The 16,042-nt window shown below is 71.5% G+C and carries 19 protein-coding genes and 1 pseudogene; 13 read left to right on the forward strand and 7 right to left on the reverse strand.

Going from position 1 to position 16,042, the window contains the following annotated elements; translation table 11 throughout:
• Positions 1–97: 97 nt before the first annotated feature.
• On the reverse strand, positions 98–1,048 hold the full coding sequence (locus tag AC07AB_RS16380; RefSeq protein ID WP_478566494.1) for a DNA-3-methyladenine glycosylase family protein: 951 nt from the start codon (positions 1,046–1,048) through the stop codon (positions 98–100).
• Positions 1,049–1,050: 2 nt separating this feature from the next.
• Positions 1,051–1,422 carry a VOC family protein gene (locus tag AC07AB_RS16385; protein ID WP_478566496.1) on the reverse strand — a complete coding sequence of 124 codons (372 nt, stop codon included), beginning with the start codon at positions 1,420–1,422 and terminating at the stop codon, positions 1,051–1,053.
• Positions 1,423–1,500: 78 nt separating this feature from the next.
• Between AC07AB_RS16385 and AC07AB_RS16390 the strand changes: the two genes are divergently transcribed.
• Together AC07AB_RS16390 and AC07AB_RS16395 are read left to right on the forward strand one after the other, a co-directional pair.
• Positions 1,501–1,968, forward strand: a complete 468-nt coding sequence (locus tag AC07AB_RS16390; RefSeq protein WP_478566498.1) for a MarR family winged helix-turn-helix transcriptional regulator — start codon at positions 1,501–1,503, stop codon at positions 1,966–1,968.
• Positions 1,969–2,037: 69 nt separating this feature from the next.
• On the forward strand, positions 2,038–2,616 hold the full coding sequence (locus tag AC07AB_RS16395; protein ID WP_478566501.1) for a recombinase family protein: 579 nt from the start codon (positions 2,038–2,040) through the stop codon (positions 2,614–2,616).
• Positions 2,617–2,786: 170 nt separating this feature from the next.
• On the opposite strand, the pseudogene AC07AB_RS16400 reads toward AC07AB_RS16395, so the two are convergent.
• From AC07AB_RS16400 to AC07AB_RS16420, 5 genes and pseudogenes are all read right to left on the reverse strand, one after another.
• Positions 2,787–2,894: pseudogene (locus AC07AB_RS16400) on the reverse strand (hypothetical protein); the annotation flags it as partial.
• A gap of 458 nt (positions 2,895–3,352) precedes the next feature.
• Positions 3,353–4,144, reverse strand: coding sequence for a class I SAM-dependent methyltransferase (locus AC07AB_RS16405; RefSeq protein WP_478566504.1), 792 nt, complete (start codon positions 4,142–4,144; stop codon positions 3,353–3,355).
• Between the two features lie 69 nt (positions 4,145–4,213).
• Positions 4,214–4,447 (reverse strand): hypothetical protein, encoded by a 234-nt coding sequence (locus AC07AB_RS16410; RefSeq protein WP_478566507.1) that lies wholly within the window; start codon positions 4,445–4,447, stop codon positions 4,214–4,216.
• Positions 4,448–4,552: 105 nt separating this feature from the next.
• Positions 4,553–5,185: a TIGR03085 family metal-binding protein gene (locus AC07AB_RS16415; RefSeq protein WP_478566510.1), complete on the reverse strand. Its 633-nt coding sequence runs from the start codon at positions 5,183–5,185 to the stop codon at positions 4,553–4,555.
• Between the two features lie 81 nt (positions 5,186–5,266).
• Positions 5,267–6,268 carry a hypothetical protein gene (locus tag AC07AB_RS16420; RefSeq protein ID WP_478566513.1) on the reverse strand — a complete coding sequence of 334 codons (1,002 nt, stop codon included), beginning with the start codon at positions 6,266–6,268 and terminating at the stop codon, positions 5,267–5,269.
• A gap of 105 nt (positions 6,269–6,373) precedes the next feature.
• Here AC07AB_RS16420 and hisI point away from each other — a divergent pair, with 105 nt between their 5' ends.
• The 11 genes from hisI (at position 6,374) to lgt (ending at position 15,859) form a co-directional block, all read left to right on the forward strand.
• Entirely contained in the window at positions 6,374–6,748 is a 375-nt protein-coding gene (gene hisI / locus AC07AB_RS16425; RefSeq protein WP_363133113.1) for a phosphoribosyl-AMP cyclohydrolase, read from the forward strand.
• Positions 6,749–6,759: 11 nt separating this feature from the next.
• The gene (locus tag AC07AB_RS16430; RefSeq protein ID WP_478566516.1) at positions 6,760–8,289 is read left to right on the forward strand and encodes an anthranilate synthase component I; all 1,530 of its coding nucleotides are present in this window, start codon (positions 6,760–6,762) and stop codon (positions 8,287–8,289) included.
• A 182-nt stretch (positions 8,290–8,471) separates the two neighbouring features.
• Positions 8,472–9,131, forward strand: a complete 660-nt coding sequence (locus AC07AB_RS16435) for a TIGR02234 family membrane protein (protein WP_478566519.1) — start codon at positions 8,472–8,474, stop codon at positions 9,129–9,131.
• A gap of 102 nt (positions 9,132–9,233) precedes the next feature.
• On the forward strand, positions 9,234–9,461 hold the full coding sequence (locus AC07AB_RS16440) for an HGxxPAAW family protein (protein ID WP_478566522.1): 228 nt from the start codon (positions 9,234–9,236) through the stop codon (positions 9,459–9,461).
• A gap of 178 nt (positions 9,462–9,639) precedes the next feature.
• A complete protein-coding gene (locus AC07AB_RS16445; RefSeq protein ID WP_478566524.1) occupies positions 9,640–10,074 on the forward strand; it encodes a DUF2752 domain-containing protein in 435 nt (144 codons plus the stop codon).
• A gap of 167 nt (positions 10,075–10,241) precedes the next feature.
• The gene (gene trpC, locus AC07AB_RS16450) at positions 10,242–11,051 is read left to right on the forward strand and encodes an indole-3-glycerol phosphate synthase TrpC (protein WP_478566527.1); all 810 of its coding nucleotides are present in this window, start codon (positions 10,242–10,244) and stop codon (positions 11,049–11,051) included.
• Positions 11,052–11,057: 6 nt separating this feature from the next.
• Positions 11,058–11,210 carry a tryptophan biosynthesis modulator TrpM gene (gene trpM / locus AC07AB_RS16455; protein ID WP_478566530.1) on the forward strand — a complete coding sequence of 51 codons (153 nt, stop codon included), beginning with the start codon at positions 11,058–11,060 and terminating at the stop codon, positions 11,208–11,210.
• Positions 11,211–11,380: 170 nt separating this feature from the next.
• The gene (trpB, locus tag AC07AB_RS16460) at positions 11,381–12,685 is read left to right on the forward strand and encodes a tryptophan synthase subunit beta (protein ID WP_478566533.1); all 1,305 of its coding nucleotides are present in this window, start codon (positions 11,381–11,383) and stop codon (positions 12,683–12,685) included.
• Positions 12,682–13,497: a tryptophan synthase subunit alpha gene (gene trpA, locus AC07AB_RS16465; RefSeq protein WP_478566536.1), complete on the forward strand. Its 816-nt coding sequence runs from the start codon at positions 12,682–12,684 to the stop codon at positions 13,495–13,497. Before trpB ends, trpA begins: the two co-directional genes overlap by 4 nt.
• Before the next feature lie 80 nt (positions 13,498–13,577).
• On the forward strand, positions 13,578–14,384 hold the full coding sequence (locus AC07AB_RS16470) for a DsbA family protein (protein WP_478566539.1): 807 nt from the start codon (positions 13,578–13,580) through the stop codon (positions 14,382–14,384).
• 392 nt (positions 14,385–14,776) lie between these two features.
• Entirely contained in the window at positions 14,777–15,859 is a 1,083-nt protein-coding gene (lgt, locus tag AC07AB_RS16475) for a prolipoprotein diacylglyceryl transferase (protein WP_478566542.1), read from the forward strand.
• Positions 15,860–16,042: the final 183 nt, after the last annotated feature.

The raw sequence follows: 16,042 nt of genomic DNA on the forward strand, positions 1-16,042 counted from the left end.
CCATGCCGGGTCCGTGCACCCCCGCCGGTGAATCGGCCGTGGCTTCGGGGCGACGGTCGCCCGTCGGCCCACCGGTTGTGCGAACGGTCAGCGTTCATTAGCGGAAGGCGGGGTGGTCTTGTGCGTGGGCGCGCAGGAGGAGTGCGACCCAGCTGCGGTAGGGGCGCCAGGCATCGGCGATCTTGGCGAGGCGGGTGGTGTCGGTGGCCGTGGCGGGGTCGAGGCGGTCGAGGCCGTATGCGGCGGCCATGGCTTGGTGGACGCGGGGCTCGGCTACGGGGAAGACATCGGGGTGCCCGGCGCCGCGGATGAGGATCAGCTCGGCGGAGAAAGGGCCGATGCCGGGTAGTTCCCTGAGGTCGGTGAGAGCGAACTCGGCGGGCTGGTCGCGGAGGCGGGCGGCGTCGAGGCGTCCGTCGAGAGCCGCGTCGGCCAGCGCGTGCAGGCGCTCGACCTTGATATCGGTCAGGCCGGGAACGCTGTCGATCCGGCGCAGCTCACCCGGGGTGGGGAAGGCGTGCAGCTGCCGGCCCGCGACGTCGACGGCCTGGCCGTACTCCTCGGCGAGGCGGGCTTTGATGCGGGCAGCCTGGGTCCTGCGGATGCGGTTGCCGATGATCGTCCAGGCGGCTGCCTCGTACGGGGAGTAGAAGAGCACCGGCCGCAGGCCCGGGAACGCCGCCTGGAGCCCGGCGGCGACCGGGTCGCCGTCCCCGAGGGCGGGAAAGCCGGTGGCGTCGGTGTCGAGGGAGAGGATGCGGGCGATCTGGGCCCGTACCGCCTTGGCGGCCGACGTGCCCGTACCGGGCTCTGCGGCCTTGCCGTCTACATGAACGGTGTATTCGGCGTGGACGGTTCCGGCGGCGTCCGCCGTCTCCTTCTGCCGCAGGGCGCATCCGATGACGGAGTGGCCGTCGTCGGCGGGGAAGGCCAGCCGGAGTACTCCGTCGGGAGCGTGGTCGTAGGAGGCGGGGGTGAAACCCTCCAGGAACTGGATGGAGGCGGCCAGTGAGAACGGGCCCTGGGGCGTGAAGGAGGCGGCGGGCACGGTCAGCGCGCCTGGTGGACGGTCAGGACGTAGCCCTCGGGTCCGACGAAGGAGAACATCGGGCCGAACGGGCTGTCCGTGACCGGGGTGAGGATCTCGACGCTGTTGGCGGTGAGCTGGTCGTGCAGGGCCTGGGTGTCGGGGGTGGCGAACCACAGGGCGACGCCGAGGCCGGGGCGGCCGGAGTCCAGGTCGGTGCCGGGCAGCGGTTCGCGTACGGCCATCGGGACCGGCTTGGTGTCGAAGACGACCGCGCCGGGGGGCGAGGCGGGGGTACGGGTCAGGCCGAGGTTCTTCTCGCAGAACTCCGCGGCCGCCTCCAGGTCACGGACCTTGAGGGCGATGAAGTCGGGGCCATCGATGCTGACGGGCATGGTGCTCTCCTCGTTCAATGTCAGGACTTTGACATACTCGACGTTAGACCCCGACCTGACAGGTGTCAAAATATGGACATGAAGGACAGTTCGCATCCACGGGCCCCCTTGCCCCACCCTGCCGAGGATGTGCTCGACCACGTGGGATACCGACTCAAGCGCGCCCACACCGCCTTGCGCGGCGCCATGGACCAGGCGCTGCGCGGGCACGGGCTGACCGTCCCGCAGTACGCCTGCCTCGAAGTCCTCGCCGCACGGCCCGGCCTGTCCAACGCGGACCTCGCCCGCGTCACCTTCGTCACCCGCCAGTCGATGAACGTGGTCCTGCGCGGACTCCAGGGCGCGGGTCTGCTCACTCGGCCCGCCACGGTGGAAACCGGCCGGGCCCGCCCCACCGCCCTCACCGACGAAGGGCGACACCGGCTGGGCTCGGCACAGGGGGCCGTCTACGCCGTCGAGGCGCGCATGATCGAGGCGATCCCCGAGGAACGCCTGACCGGACTTCTGGAAGACCTCGACCAGATAGTGCGCGCGCTCACCGACTGAAGGCAGAGCGTTGGCGGTTCACGCATCGCTGCCGTTTGACGACAGGCGGCCGACGCGTCCGATGAACCCGTGCAATCCGCGGGGATCGAGGACCCGGCCGTCTTCGAGGGGGACCCGGGCACCTCCAGCCGCCTCCACCCGCTCCAGCGGCCGAAGTTCAGCGAGCTGCTGACGTACGCGCGGCCGGGCGACGCCGTGCACATCTCCGAAATGTGCCGCCTCGTACGTGGCGCCGAGCGCATCCTCGACGTTCTCGACGTCCTCCACCGCGACCGGCTCGCCCTGCGCATCCACGACGGCGCGTTCTCCGCGATGGACCTCACCGCCCGCCGCCCGCGCACCGGTGGGCCGCTGCCCACCGTGAAGTTCATGGTGCAGACACTCGCCGCCGCCGGCGAACTCCAGCGAGACCTCCAACGGGAACCGGCCTACGACGGACTGCGCGCCGCCGAGTTGGAACCCGCCGAGCGTGCCGTACTCGACCAGGGCGTGACCGTACGGCGCGGCCGGGAGGCCCTCGCGGGCTCGGGCTTCAGCGGGCGGTACGCCGGCGTCGGAGGCGCACGCGTTCCGGCACGAGCAGCAGAAGCAAGCTGTAGTACTGCAGCGCGGGTACGGCGAGGGCGAAGGCGACGACCAGCGCTATGACGTTGAGGTAGCTCTCGGTGTACGAGTCCTCGATCCTCCGCCGGGTTCCCGGACCGTCCCCCTCGTCGAGCAGTTCCGGAGAGGACTTCAGGATTCTCAGCATCGCCGACCGGCACACCATGCCGGCCAGGAGGAGAAAGGTCCGCGAGCTTGGCGATGTCCTGGATCGTGGTGGCGAAATACCCTCGCTCCGCGAAGAGGCGCCTGGCTGCATCGACAATCGCCTCGTGCGTCACTGCCGCATGCTGAGCTCGCCGCTGTTGTGAAGGCCGTTCCATGAGACAGACGGTTCAGCCACCGACCAGGTGTTCCGAGACGGTGAACCTCCGCCCCACTCATCCACGAGCCGACCGGCACTGCGCCGCCACCGAACCCGTCCCGGCGCCGTCGCCCTCCGCGTCCGGGCGGCCCCGCGTGATCGCTGTCGACGGCAAAGCACTCAAGGGATCAGCCCGCCTCACCGCGACGCGCCGGCACCTGCTCTCCGCGGTCACTCACGGCACCGTCGTGACCCTCGCCCAGGCGAGGTCGGCGCGAAGAAGAACGACACCACACGCCGCACGCAGACCGGCCGGCGCTCCCCATCCTGGGCATCAGCAACGCCCCGGACACCTGCGGAATTTGATCAAGCCCTGCCATTTGGTCAGTCGGAGATTGGCCATATCGAATAAATCAGTAGCCAATCTTCGAATGGTATTTGGTTGTTCACGGCCTATCGGCCGGCGCTGCTGCTGGGTCAGCCTGGCTTGACCGCCAGCGTCGCAAAATAGGTCGACATGTATGGGGCGGATGCATTCGATTGGTCCGGTGCTTCCGTGAAGCCGGTGAGGACGAACCCCGCGGCGAGTTGCCCGCCGATCTGGTCGGTGAGGGTGTGGCTATATTCAAGAGGGGCATCCGCGCCGAACTTCGTGGCGCGTTCCTCGGCGGAGTACTGCGTGACATCGCTATAGGGCAGCTTGTGCACGACGATCAGCTCGCCGCGCTCGTCGAGCGCCTCGTGGTCGAACAAGTACACATCAGGGTTGAGGAAGCCCACGAGCAGAGTTCCGCCCGGCCGCAGGACGCGGAAGCACTCGCGCCACACCGGTGCCAAGTCGGGTACGAACAGGTTCGAGACCGGCTGGAACACCACATCGAATGCCGCGTCGCCCAAGGCGCCGAGGTCGCGCATGTCACCCAGGACGGTGCGCAGCTCAAGTCCGTCCCGCGCCGCCACCATCTGGTCCTGGCCGAGCTGACGGGGCGAGTTGTCGAACACGGTGACCCGCGCCCCTGCGGCGGCGAGGATCGGACCCTGCTGGCCGCCGCCGGAGGCCAGGCACAACACGTCCTTGCCGGTCAGGTCCGTCGGCAGCCAGGAGCGGTCGACCGGCTCACGCCCGCTGAGAACAATCGACCAGTCGCCCATGCGGGCGCGCTCGACATCCTCAGCACTCACCGGCCTCGACCATTCGTTGCCCTCCTGGACATACCTGTCCCAGGCTGCCCGATTATGGGCACCGGGATCGACGGCAAGGTCCTGCACGTTCAGCTCCCTGCTACAGCCAAGCGGACACCAGCGGTACCGACAGTTCGGCGCCGCCAGCCAACACGATCACAGGCGCGGGCTCAACGAAATTAGCGGGCGTCGACGGTGCCCACGGGCTCGCCGGGTGGTTGCGCAGAGCGTGCGTAGGTGCTGCTGGGTGACGGGGCTGCGGAAGTCGTAGGCGTCGCGGGCGACGGTCTTGATGACCCGGTTGGTGCCTTCGGAGCCGGCATCGGTGATCCCGGTGTGCAGGAACGCCAGGATCCACGTGGGACGGGTGCGGGGCCGTGCCAGGCTCATGGGCGTACGAGCCATAGCGCCCGCGCGCGGCTCATGGCCTGCCCGGGGCGCCCGTACGGAAATCGCCGGTCAGGAGCGCTCGGCGCGCCCCTGACTGACGCTCCGTCAGAGGCCGAGCTTGGCGTCATAGAGCCGCGCCACGGCCTCCTTGTCCCCGTCGATCTCCACGCGCGCGGCTTCCTGGCGGCCGAAGGCGAAGAGTGTCAGCTCGCCCGGCTCCCCGGTGATCGTGACGACCGGCGTGGAACGGTTCGCCACCGCTGTCCGGCCGTCCGGCCGCCGCAGCACCAGGCCGACGGGGGACTTGCGGCCCAGTACCCGCGCCATCCGCTCCAGCCGGGACCAGAGCGCGTCCTCGAAGACCGGGTCGAGTTCGCGTGGCGTCCACTCCGGGGCGGCGCGGCGCACGTCCTCGGCGTGCACGTAGAATTCGACGGTGTTGGACGCCTCGTCGATCTGCTTGAGCGAAAACGGCGACATGCGTGGCGGGCCGGTGCGGATGAGCTGAATCAGCTCCTGGTACGGCTTCGACGCGAACTCGGCCTGCACCCGCTCCAGGCGCCGGGCCAGCGGCTTGATCAGGATGCCGCCCGCCGCGTCCGCGCGCCGCTCCCGCACCACCACGTGCGCGGCGAGCTCCCGGGCGGTCCACCCCGCGCACAGGGTCGGGGACTCGGGCCCCGACGTCTCCAACAGATCGGCCAGTAGCAGGCGTTCGCGCTTCGCGTGGGTCGACATGCGGCAAGCCTACGACCGGTACGGGCCCGGTGCCACGCCGCCGCGCCCGGCCCGTACCCCTCCCGCCACACGACGTCCCGGCTACCCCGGCAGCGCCTCGGTCAGCTTCTTGCCGCCCGGCCTGTCGCTCAGCGTCAGGGAGCAGGAGACCTGGTCCTTGCCCTGCTGGGCGTAGGTCGCCTCGGACGGGAAGAGGGCGTAGTAGTAATACGTGCGCCCGTCGGCGCCTATGGAGTGCATGCGCTTGCCCGCGTCCGCCTTGCACATCGACAGGGCCTTGGCCTGAAGCTCCTTGTCCGTTGTGAACGTGCCGGTCAGCGTCTCGTTCGCGATGACCTCACCGTCGTGGGGACTGGCGCACGAGCGGACCTCTATCCGCTTCACGGCGCTGTCCAGACCGGGGTGGTCGAAGCACTCGCCGGGCTTCAACTCCACATATCCCACCTGCCCGTCGGCCGGGCTCCCCGCCGAGTCGGAATCCGAGCCCGAGCCCGAATCCGAGGGCTGGGAGCCGTCCTCCCCCTGGCCCGGCGCCCCCTGCAACGGCGCCCCCACACCGCCGTCCGAACCCGACGAAGGGCCTGAAGGGGAGGCCGTGGGGGAGGAAGAAGAGGAAGCGGACGGTCCGCCGCCCGCTGCCTTGTTGCTCTTGCCGTCCCCGCTGGTGAGGACGACACCTGTCACGACCAGCCCAGCGACCAGCACCGCGGCGACGACGATCGCCGCGATCTTCGCGCCGTTGCCGCCCGAACCGCCTGAACCGCCCGAACCCCCCGGACCGCCCGAAGACGGCAGCGGCGGAGGCGGCGGCCCCGGGAACTGCTGCCCGTACCCCGGCTCCGGCCCGTACCCCGGCCCTTGGCCGTACCCCTGCCCCTGCCCGTACCCCGGCGCGGGCGCCTGCCCGTACCCCGGTCCGTACCCCTGAGCAGGCGCCGGCCCGTACCCCTGGACCGGACCGGGGCCCGGCCCCTGGTCGTGGCCGCCCTGCGGCTCGGGCGGCCCGAACCCCTGCGGCGGCGGACCGAAACCACCATCGGCGCCCGGTGGTTGAGAGGAGTTCGGCGGAGGCGGAAGCGTCATGGCCGAAGCATGCCGTACACCACTGACAACCCGGTGGGCGGCCCGTCCGGCCGGGAGGGGGCGGCAGGCGGCCGGGGGGCTCCGGTGACGCGGCAGAATGGACCCATGACCGGTACTACCCGCCCCGGCGGCCCCTCCGCGCTCGACCCCGCCGTCGCCGCCCGCCTCAAGCGCGACGCCGACGGCCTGGTCCCCGCCATCGCCCAGCAGTACGACACCGGCGAGGTGCTCATGCTCGGCTGGATGGACGACGAGGCGCTGCACCGCACCCTGACCACCGGCCGCTGCACCTACTGGAGCCGCAGCCGCCAGGAGTACTGGGTCAAGGGCGACACCTCCGGCCACGTCCAGCACGTCAAGTCCGTGGCCCTCGACTGCGACGCCGACACGATCCTCGTCAAGGTCGACCAGGTCGGCGCGGCCTGCCACACCGGCGACCGGACCTGCTTCGATGCCGATGTCCTGCCCCTGGGCCAGTAGGCTCCGCTGCCATGGCTGCCACGACCACGGGTGACGTCACACCTGACCTCGACACCTTCCGGACGCTCGCGCGGGACCGCCGGGCCATCCCCGTCACCCGGCGCTTCCTCGCCGACGGCGACACCCCTGTCGGCCTCTACCGCAAGCTCGCCGGCGAGCGCCCCGGCACCTTCCTCCTGGAGTCGGCCGAGAACGGCCGCACGTGGTCCCGCTACTCCTTCATCGGAGTCCGCAGCGCCGCCACCCTCACCGCGCGCGACGGGCAGGCGCACTGGCTCGGCACGCCGCCCGTCGGCGTCCCCACCGACGGCGACCCGCTGCACGCCCTGCGCGCCACCATCGAGGCCCTGCACACCCCGCGCGACCTGATCGAGGGCGCCGGGCTGCCGCCCTTCACCGGCGGCATGGTCGGCTACCTCGGCTACGACATCGTCCGGCGGCTGGAGAAGATCGAGGACAGCACCCGCGACGACCTGCGGCTGCCCGAGCTGACCATGCTGCTCACCTCGGACCTGGCCGTGCTCGACCACTGGAACGGCACCGTCCTGCTGATCGCCAACGCGATCAACCACAACGACCTCGACACCGGCATCGAAGAGGCGTACGCCGACGCCGTCGCCCGCCTCGACGCGATGGCCGCCGACCTCGTACGGCCCGTACACACCAAACCCGCCGTGCTGCCGCCCTCCGAACTGCCCGAGTACACCGCCCTGTGGGGCGGCGAGACGTATATGAAGGCCGTCGAGGACATCAAGGAGCGCATCCGCGCGGGCGAGGCGTTCCAGGTCGTCCCCTCGCAGCGCTTCGAAACCCCCTGCGAGGCGTCCGCGCTGGACGTCTACCGGGTGCTGCGCGCCACCAACCCCAGCCCGTACATGTACCTGCTGCGCCTCGACGGCTTCGACGTCGTCGGCTCCAGCCCCGAGGCGCTGGTCAAGGTCGAGGGCGGGCGCGCCATGGTGCACCCCATCGCCGGCACCAGGCCGCGCGGCGCGACCCCGCAGCAGGACGCGGCCCTCGGCGACGAGCTGCTGGCCGACCCCAAGGAGCGCGCCGAGCACCTGATGCTCGTGGACCTCGGCCGCAACGACCTGGGGCGGGTCTGCGAGCCGGGCAGCGTCGAGGTCGTCGACTTCATGTCGATCGAGCGCTACAGCCACGTCATGCACATCGTCTCCACCGTGACCGGCCGGCTCGCGCCCGGCCGCACCGCCTTCGACGTGCTCACCGCCTGCTTCCCGGCGGGCACCCTCTCCGGCGCGCCCAAGCCCCGCGCGCTCCAGATCATCGAGGAGCTGGAGCCGAGCAAGCGCGGCCTGTACGGCGGATGTGTGGGCTACCTCGACTTCGCCGGGGACTCCGACACGGCCATCGCGATCCGCACGGCGCTGCTGCGCGACGGCACGGCGTACGTACAGGCCGGCGCGGGCGTCGTCGCGGACTCGGACCCGGCCGCCGAGGACGCCGAGTGCCGCAACAAGGCGGCCGCCGTACTGCGGGCCGTAGCCTCCGCCAACCGCCTCGCGCGCCAGCGCGACTGACCCGGCAGGCGCGCCGGCCGACCAGGCGGGCGGCCCCGGGTGATCCGGCGGGCGGGGCCGACTGACCCGACCGGCGGCCCCGGCCGACCCGACCGGCGGCCCCGGCGCACTGGTCGGGGCCCGCGCTCGGCACGCCCCGGCCGCCCCCGCGTGTGTCCCACGCGCCGCCGCGAGGGATAGTGGTGGATGTGAGTGCAGCCGTTCCCCACCCCCGAGTCCACGCCGAGCCCTCCGCCGCCTCCGTGCGCAGGGGCCGGCGCAGCATCGCCGTCGCCCTGTTCTTCGGCGCGCTCGGCGCGGCGCTCGCCCTCGTCGCCTCCGGCCGCGTCTGGGCCAACGGCACCGCCTCCGTCGCCGGCGGCACCGTCGACCAGCAGGCGAGCGGCCAGGACATCACCGGGCTGCCCGGCGCGCTCGCGATCGTCGGGCTCGCCGCCCTGGTCGCGGTCTTCGCCGTCCGCCGCGTCGGCCGGACCGTCGTCGCCGGGCTGCTCACCCTGTGCGGCGCCGGAGTCGTGGCCGCCTCGGCGGCCGGCGCCTTCGACACCGCCGCCCTCCAGGCCAAGGCCGCCAAGGCGAGCGGCCTGACCAACGCCACCATCCAGGACGTCAGCTCCACCGGCTGGCCGTGGGTCGCCCTCGCGGGTGGCGTGCTGCTCCTCCTCGCCGGGCTCCTCGCGCTGCGCTACGGCCGCCACTGGCCCGCGATGTCCGGCCGGTACGAGCGCGACGGCGCCCCCCGCCCGCGCCGCCCCCGCACCGCCCCGGACCCGGAACGGCCCGAGGAGCTGTGGAAGGCCATGGACCGCGGCGAGGACCCCACCGAGGACACGCGGAACTGACAGACCGACCCCGGTCGTCCGGGAGCGAGCGCGTCGAGAGACAATGCATCCGAGCGTTCGTCGCGCCCGGAACCAGGCGCAACACAGCAATGAGGAGTACTCATGGCGGGAACCAGCCACGGACACACCCCGGCCGCCTGGACCGGTGTCATCATCGCCTTCATCGGCTTCTGCGTCTCCGGCGCCTTCACGGTGATGGCGATGCCGCTCGGCTTCTGGGCCGGAATCGTGGTCATCGCCATCGGCGGCATCGTGGGCCTCGGCATGCGCGCGGCGGGCCTCGGCCAGCCCAAGCGGAACGCCACCCCGCGGACCCAGACCCAGAGCTGACCGCCGCGGCGCTCCGCTCCTCCAGCAGCACCCCCGCACCACTCGCAGGCGCGGCCCGGGCCCGTACGGACGTACGTACTCAGCCCTGAGCCGCGCCTTCGCGGTGACAGTGCACGGTGACAGCGCGCGGCGAGCGTTCGCGGTGAGCGTTCGCGGTCGAAGGAGGAGACTCGGCGGTGTGACCGAGGAACCCGCGCACCGCGCCGCAGCCCCCGAGTCCCTCACGCGCCGGCTCTCGGCGCCGCTCGGCGTCGCCGCCGGGCTCGCCGCCGCCTTCGTCTACGTCGGCGCGGTCGACCCCAACGAGAGCGGTCACTACCCCGCCTGCCCGCTGCTGCGCTACACCGGTGTGTACTGCCCCGGCTGCGGCGGCCTGCGCAGCGTCCACGCCGTCGCGCACGGCGACCTCGCCGCCGCGCTGGGCGCCAACGCCCTCGCCACGGCCGGGTACGCCGTCTTCGCGGTCTTCTGGACCGTATGGCTGCTGCGCTCGGTCCAGGGGCGCGCCGTGACCCTCACCCTGCGGGCCGGGCACTGGTGGGCGCTCGGCGGGCTCGTACTGATCTTCACCCTGGTGCGGAACCTGCCCTTCGGGGGTTTTCTCGCCCCATGACACAGGCTCTGAAGGGCCAGGTCGAGGACGTGCCCTCCACCGGATGCGGGACCTCGGCCCGTCGGCAGATACCATCGACCGTGCATCGACAGTGCCCGGTGGATCAGCTCGACCAGCTGACCTCGCCGGCGCGACTACTCGCTCCAGTCCGGAAGGGGGCCGCTCGCGTGAGTGTGCTCGACGAGATCATCGACGGGGTCCGTGCCGACCTCGCGGAGCGGCAGGCACGCGTCACTCTCGACGAGCTCAAGGAGCGAGCGGCGAAGGCGCGCCAGGCCCGGGACGGTGTCGCGGCCCTCAAGGGCGACAGTGTCACCGTGATCTGCGAGGTCAAGCGGTCCAGCCCCTCCAAGGGCGCGCTCGCCGCCATCGCGGACCCCGCAGGGCTCGCCGCGGACTACGAGGCGGGCGGTGCGGCCGTCATCAGCGTGCTGACCGAGCAGCGCCGCTTCGGCGGCTCCCTCGCCGACCTGGAGGCCGTCCGCGCCAAGGTCGACATCCCGGTCCTGCGCAAGGACTTCATCGTCACCGCCTACCAGCTCTGGGAGGCCCGCGCGTACGGCGCCGACCTGGCGCTCCTGATCGTCTCCGCCCTGGAGCAGGAGGCCCTGGTCTCCCTCGTCGAGCGGGCCGAGTCGATCGGGCTCACCCCGATCGTCGAGGTGCACGACGAGGACGAGGTCGAGCGCGCCGTCGACGCCGGGGCGCGGATCATCGGCGTCAACGCCCGCAACCTCAAGACCCTTGAGGTCGACCGGGACAACTTCGCCCGCGTCGCCCCCGAGATCCCGGACCACATCGTCAAGATCGCCGAGTCCGGCGTGCGCGGCCCGCACGACCTCATCGCCTACGCCAACGACGGCGCGGACGCCGTCCTGGTCGGCGAGTCTCTGGTCACCGGCCGCGACCCCAGGACCGCCGTCGCCGACCTCGTCGCCGCGGGCTCGCACCCGGCGATCCGGCACGGGCGGGGCTGAGCAGCCATGGGCGCGTACGCACGGTTGGCTCGCGGCTGTCGGCCGCGCGGCTGCCGTGCGCCTGCCCGCCGGGTGCACGGGCGCCGGGTGCGCTACCACATCGGCTGTGAGCCGGGTCAGGTCAACGGAGCACGATGGCGTCGCACGACCGAGCGCTAGACGCTTCGCCGCACGCCTGATCGGCGCGCGGCGGGGCTTCGCTCAGCCGTACGCCCGCGCGAGCGCCGGGCCCGTACGCCCGCTTGAGTGCCGGGCGCGGGGCGCGCACCGCGTGATGCCCACAGACCGATACTTTGCGGGGCCAAGGCCCCGATCGAGGAGTACGTCGGATGTCATCTGACTTCTTCATTCCGGACCCGGAGGGTCACATCCCGAGCACCGAGGGCTACTTCGGCGCGTTCGGCGGCAGGTTCATCCCCGAGGCGCTGGTGGCCGCGGTGGACGAGGTCGCCGCCGAGTACGAGAAGGCCAAGGCGGACCCGTCCTTCACGGTCGAGCTGAACGACCTGATGGCCAACTACACCGGGCGCCCCAGCGCCCTGACCGAGGTGCCGCGCTTCGCCGAACACGCGGGCGGCGCGCGGGTCTTCCTCAAGCGCGAGGACCTCAACCACACCGGCTCACACAAGATCAACAACGTGCTGGGCCAGGCCCTGCTCACCAAGCGGATGGGCAAGACCCGCGTCATCGCCGAGACCGGCGCCGGCCAGCACGGCGTGGCCACCGCCACCGCCTGCGCCCTCTTCGGCCTCGACTGCACCGTCTACATGGGCGAGATCGACACCGAGCGGCAGGCCCTCAACGTCGCGCGGATGCGGATGCTCGGCGCCGAGGTCGTCAGCGTCACCTCCGGCAGCCGCACCCTCAAGGACGCCATCAACGAGGCGTTCCGCGACTGGGTCGCCAACGTCGATCACACGCACTACCTCTTCGGCACCGTCGCGGGCCCGCACCCCTTCCCCGCCCTCGTCCGCGACTTCCACCGCGTCATCGGCGTCGAGGCGCGCCGCCAGATCCTGGACCGTACGGGCCGGCTGCCGGACGCCGCCATCGCCTGCGTCGGCGGCGGCTCCAACGCCATCGGCCTCTTCCACGCCTTCCTGCCCGACGAGGACGTCCGCCTGATCGGCTGCGAGCCGGGCGGCCACGGCGTCACCACCGGCGAACACGCCGCGACCCTCACCGCCGGCACCCCGGGCATACTGCACGGCTCGCGCAGCTACGTACTCCAGGACGCGGACGGCCAGATCACCGAGCCGTACTCGATCTCGGCGGGCCTGGACTACCCGGGCATCGGCCCCGAGCACGCCTACCTCAAGGACACCGGCCGCGCCGAGTACCGGGCGATCACGGACGACGAGGCGATGCGGGCCCTGCGGCTGCTGTCCCGTACCGAGGGCATCATCCCGGCGATAGAGAGCGCGCACGCCCTCGCGGGCGCCCTGACAGTCGGCCAGGACCTGGGCGAGGACGGCCTGATCCTGGTCAACCTCTCCGGGCGCGGCGACAAGGACATGGACACGGCGGCACGCTATTTCGGCCTGTACGACCCTGAGCAGACCGAGCAGACCGAGCAGACCGAGCAGACCGAGCGCGCCGGACAGGCCGAGACGAACCCGGAGCGAGACAAGTGAGCGGCAACATCGAGCTGTTGAGCCAGGTTCTGGCCGCGGCCAAGGCCGAGGGGCGCGCGGCGCTGATCGGCTACCTCCCAGCCGGCTTCCCCACCGTGGACGGCGGCGTACGGGCCATCCGCGCGATGATCGAGGGCGGCTGCGACATCATCGAGGTCGGGCTGCCGCACAGCGACCCGGTCCTCGACGGCCCGGTCATCCAGACCGCCGACGACATCGCCCTGCGCGGCGGGGTCAAGATCGTCGACGTCATAAACACCATCCGCGACGTGCACACCGCGACGGGCGCGCCCGTCCTGTGCATGACGTACTGGAACCCGGTCGACCAGTACGGCGTCGAGCGGTTCGCCGCCGATCTCGCGGCGGCCGGGGGAGCGGGCTGCATCCTGCCCGACCTGCCGGTCGAGGAGTCCGAGGCCTGGCGCAAGGCCGCCCAGCAGCACGGGCTGGCCACGGTGTTCGTCGTCGCGCCGAGCAGCCGTGACGAACGGCTCGCCCGCGTCACCGCGGCGGGCACCGGCTTCGTGTACGCCGCCTCGCTGATGGGCGTCACCGGCACCCGCGAATCCGTGGGCCGGCAGGCACACGACCTCGTCGAACGCACCCGGGTGACCACCGAACTGCCGGTGTGCGTCGGGCTCGGCGTCTCCAACCCCGAACAGGCCGCCGAGGTGGCCGGGTTCGCGGACGGGGTGATCGTCGGCACGGCGTTCGTCAAGCGGCTGCTGGACGCCCCCGACCTGGACTCGGGGCTCGCGGCGGTCTCCACGCTCGCGGGCGAACTCGCCAAGGGAGTGCGCCAGCGGGGCTGATACGCCTCGCGGTAACTCTTTGGAAGGAAACATCGGCCGGGGACGCGCATGCGCGCGTCCCCGGCTCGTTGTACGAGGGCGTGAACCAGAGGAACCCAGGCAAGCCAGGCAAGGACGACGGAACGCGCAGCGCCCGCGAGCGGCTGCGGGAACAGCGCGAAGCGGACCGGGCGCGTGAAAAGCGGAAGCGGACGCTGATCGCGGCCGTCGCGGTGGTGGCGGTGCTAGGGATCGCGGCCGGGGTGAGCGCCCTCGTCAGCAGCTCCGGCAAGGACAAGGGCAAGGATGAACAGGCGTCCGGGCCGGCCGTCGCCCCGAAGGGCGCCACCGGCGACGGCAACGTGGTGATCCCCGAGGGCAAGCCCGCCGCCAAGGCCACCCTCACCGTCTACGAGGACTTCCGCTGCCCCGGCTGCGGGGGCTTCGAGGCCCAATTCCACGACACCATCCACGATCTCCAGGACAAGGGCCAACTCAAGACCGAGTACCACCTGGTCACGATCATCGACGGCAACATGGGCGGCACGGGCTCCCTCAACGCCGCCAACGCCGCCGCCTGCGCCCAGGACGCGGGCAAATTCCCCGACTACCACGACCTGCTCTACAAGAACCAGCCCGACGAGCGCGAGGACGCCTTCGCGGACAAGGCCCACCTGATCAAACTCGCCGGCCAGGTCAAGGGCCTGGACACCCCGGCCTTCCAGAAGTGCGTGAACGACGGCGCCCACGACGGCTGGGTGAAGAAGACCAACGAAGCCTTCGGGAAGTCCTCCTACCACTCGACACCGACCGTCCTGCTCGACGGCAAGAACATCTACGCGGACCAGAGCAACCCACTGACCCCCGACAAGCTCAAGAAGATGGTCGCGGACGCCAATAAGAAGTGACCTCCGCGCACGGACGAATGCCGCCGCTCCCTTGAGGGGGATCGGCGGCATTCGCTGTGACCTGGCAAGGTTTCAGACCGGACGCCACCGTGGGTGGCTCGGACCGGCCCAGAGGCGCATACCGCGCTCCTCGCCTCTCCGGTCCAGTGCGACGGTGATACGCGCCGTATGGGTAAGGGCGTCCCCGGGGTCCCGCCCGTACAGCGCGGCATCCGAACCGGGCCGCGCCCGCCGCCCGTCTGCCGGCCGAGCCGGTGTGGGCACCGGCGGACTGGCGGCCCGGCGCCGAGGCTCCGGGGGCGGGCCGGCCCGCGTCCGGGGCCTCGTTACGCAGCTGTTGCGTCGGGTGGGTTGCCGTGGTTCCCGTCCGGCACGGTAGCGTCGTCCCTGTCATGGACCTCGCTTACATTCCCAGCCCGTCGACCGGCGTGATTCACCTCGGCCCGGTACCGCTGCGCGGCTACGCGTTCTGCATCATCATCGGCGTCTTCGTCGCCGTCTGGCTCGGCAACAGGCGGTGGGTCGCCCGGGGCGGCACGTCGGGGACTGTCGCCGACATCGCCGTGTGGGCGGTGCCCTTCGGGCTCGTCGGCGGACGGCTCTACCACGTGATCACCGACTACGAGCTGTATTTCGGCGCGGGTCGGAACTGGGTGGACGCGTTCAAGATCTGGGAGGGCGGGCTCGGCATCTGGGGCGCCGTGGCGCTCGGTGCGCTCGGCGCGTGGATCGGCTGCCGCCGCCGCGGCGTCCCGTTCCCGGCCTGGGCCGACACGCTCGCGCCCGGCCTCGCCATCGCTCAGGCCATCGGCCGCTGGGGCAACTGGTTCAACCAGGAGCTGTACGGGCGCAAGACCGATCTGCCCTGGGCGCTGAAGATCGACGCCGACCCGTCGATCGGCCGGGTCGCCGGTACGTACCACCCGACCTTCCTGTACGAGTCGCTGTGGTGCGTCGGCGTCGCGCTGCTGGTCATCTGGGCCGACCGGCGCTTCAAGCTCGGGCACGGACGGTCCTTCGCGCTGTACGTCGCCGCGTACACGGTGGGCCGGTTCTGGATCGAGTACCTGCGGGTGGACGACGCCCACCACTTCCTCGGGCTGCGGCTGAACGGCTGGACGTCGATCGTCGTCTTCGTCGCCGCCGTGGTGTTCATGGTCCTCTCCGTCAAGCGCAGGCCCGGCCGGGAGTCCGTCATCGAGCCCGCGGCGAGCGCGGAAGCAGTCGGCGGGAACGCCGAAGTCGACGACGAGGCCGCCGTATCCATGGCGAAGCCCGGAGCGGCCGGGAAGGCCGCCGGGGCTACCGACAAGGCCAAGGGCTCCGCCAAGGCTCCCGCCGAAGCCAAGGCGCCCGCCAAAGCCGGAGCCCCCGCCGAAGCCAAGGCCCCTGCCGAAGCCGATGCCCCCGCCGCCGAAGCTGAGAAGGCCGAGAAGAGCGCGGCGAAGGCTGAAGGACCCTCCGAGAAGCCCTGACGGACCCCGCTCCTCCTCCACCCTTTCGAGGCCGCCGCACCCCACCGGGTGCGGCGGCCTCGGTGCGTCCCGGGGCAATTTCCTGGGCCCCCGCGCGTTTGTGCAGGTCAGAGAGGTAAGTTCGGCCTTCCTTGCTAGCGGATCACCGTAAATCGTGCGTACTTTTGAATCGTTCGGGGTGGG

The sequence above is a fragment of the Streptomyces sp. NPDC044033 genome (genome assembly GCF_056434425.1).

Bases quoted from the DNA above. Each gene is read 5' to 3' on its own strand.
- AC07AB_RS16420 (WP_478566513.1), bottom strand. From the start codon at position 6,268: ATGACGCTTCCGCCTCCGCCGAACTCCTCTCAACCACCGGGCGCCGAT.
- AC07AB_RS16430 (WP_478566516.1), top strand. From the start codon at position 6,760: ATGGCTGCCACGACCACGGGTGACGTCACACCTGACCTCGACACCTTC.
- AC07AB_RS16390 (WP_478566498.1), top strand. From the start codon at position 1,501: ATGAAGGACAGTTCGCATCCACGGGCCCCCTTGCCCCACCCTGCCGAG.
- AC07AB_RS16410 (WP_478566507.1), bottom strand. From the start codon at position 4,447: ATGAGCCTGGCACGGCCCCGCACCCGTCCCACGTGGATCCTGGCGTTC.
- lgt (WP_478566542.1), top strand. From the start codon at position 14,777: ATGGACCTCGCTTACATTCCCAGCCCGTCGACCGGCGTGATTCACCTC.
- AC07AB_RS16440 (WP_478566522.1), top strand. From the start codon at position 9,234: ATGGCGGGAACCAGCCACGGACACACCCCGGCCGCCTGGACCGGTGTC.
- trpB (WP_478566533.1), top strand. From the start codon at position 11,381: ATGTCATCTGACTTCTTCATTCCGGACCCGGAGGGTCACATCCCGAGC.
- AC07AB_RS16385 (WP_478566496.1), bottom strand. From the start codon at position 1,422: ATGCCCGTCAGCATCGATGGCCCCGACTTCATCGCCCTCAAGGTCCGT.
- trpM (WP_478566530.1), top strand. From the start codon at position 11,058: ATGGGCGCGTACGCACGGTTGGCTCGCGGCTGTCGGCCGCGCGGCTGC.
- AC07AB_RS16415 (WP_478566510.1), bottom strand. From the start codon at position 5,185: ATGTCGACCCACGCGAAGCGCGAACGCCTGCTACTGGCCGATCTGTTG.
- hisI (WP_363133113.1), top strand. From the start codon at position 6,374: ATGACCGGTACTACCCGCCCCGGCGGCCCCTCCGCGCTCGACCCCGCC.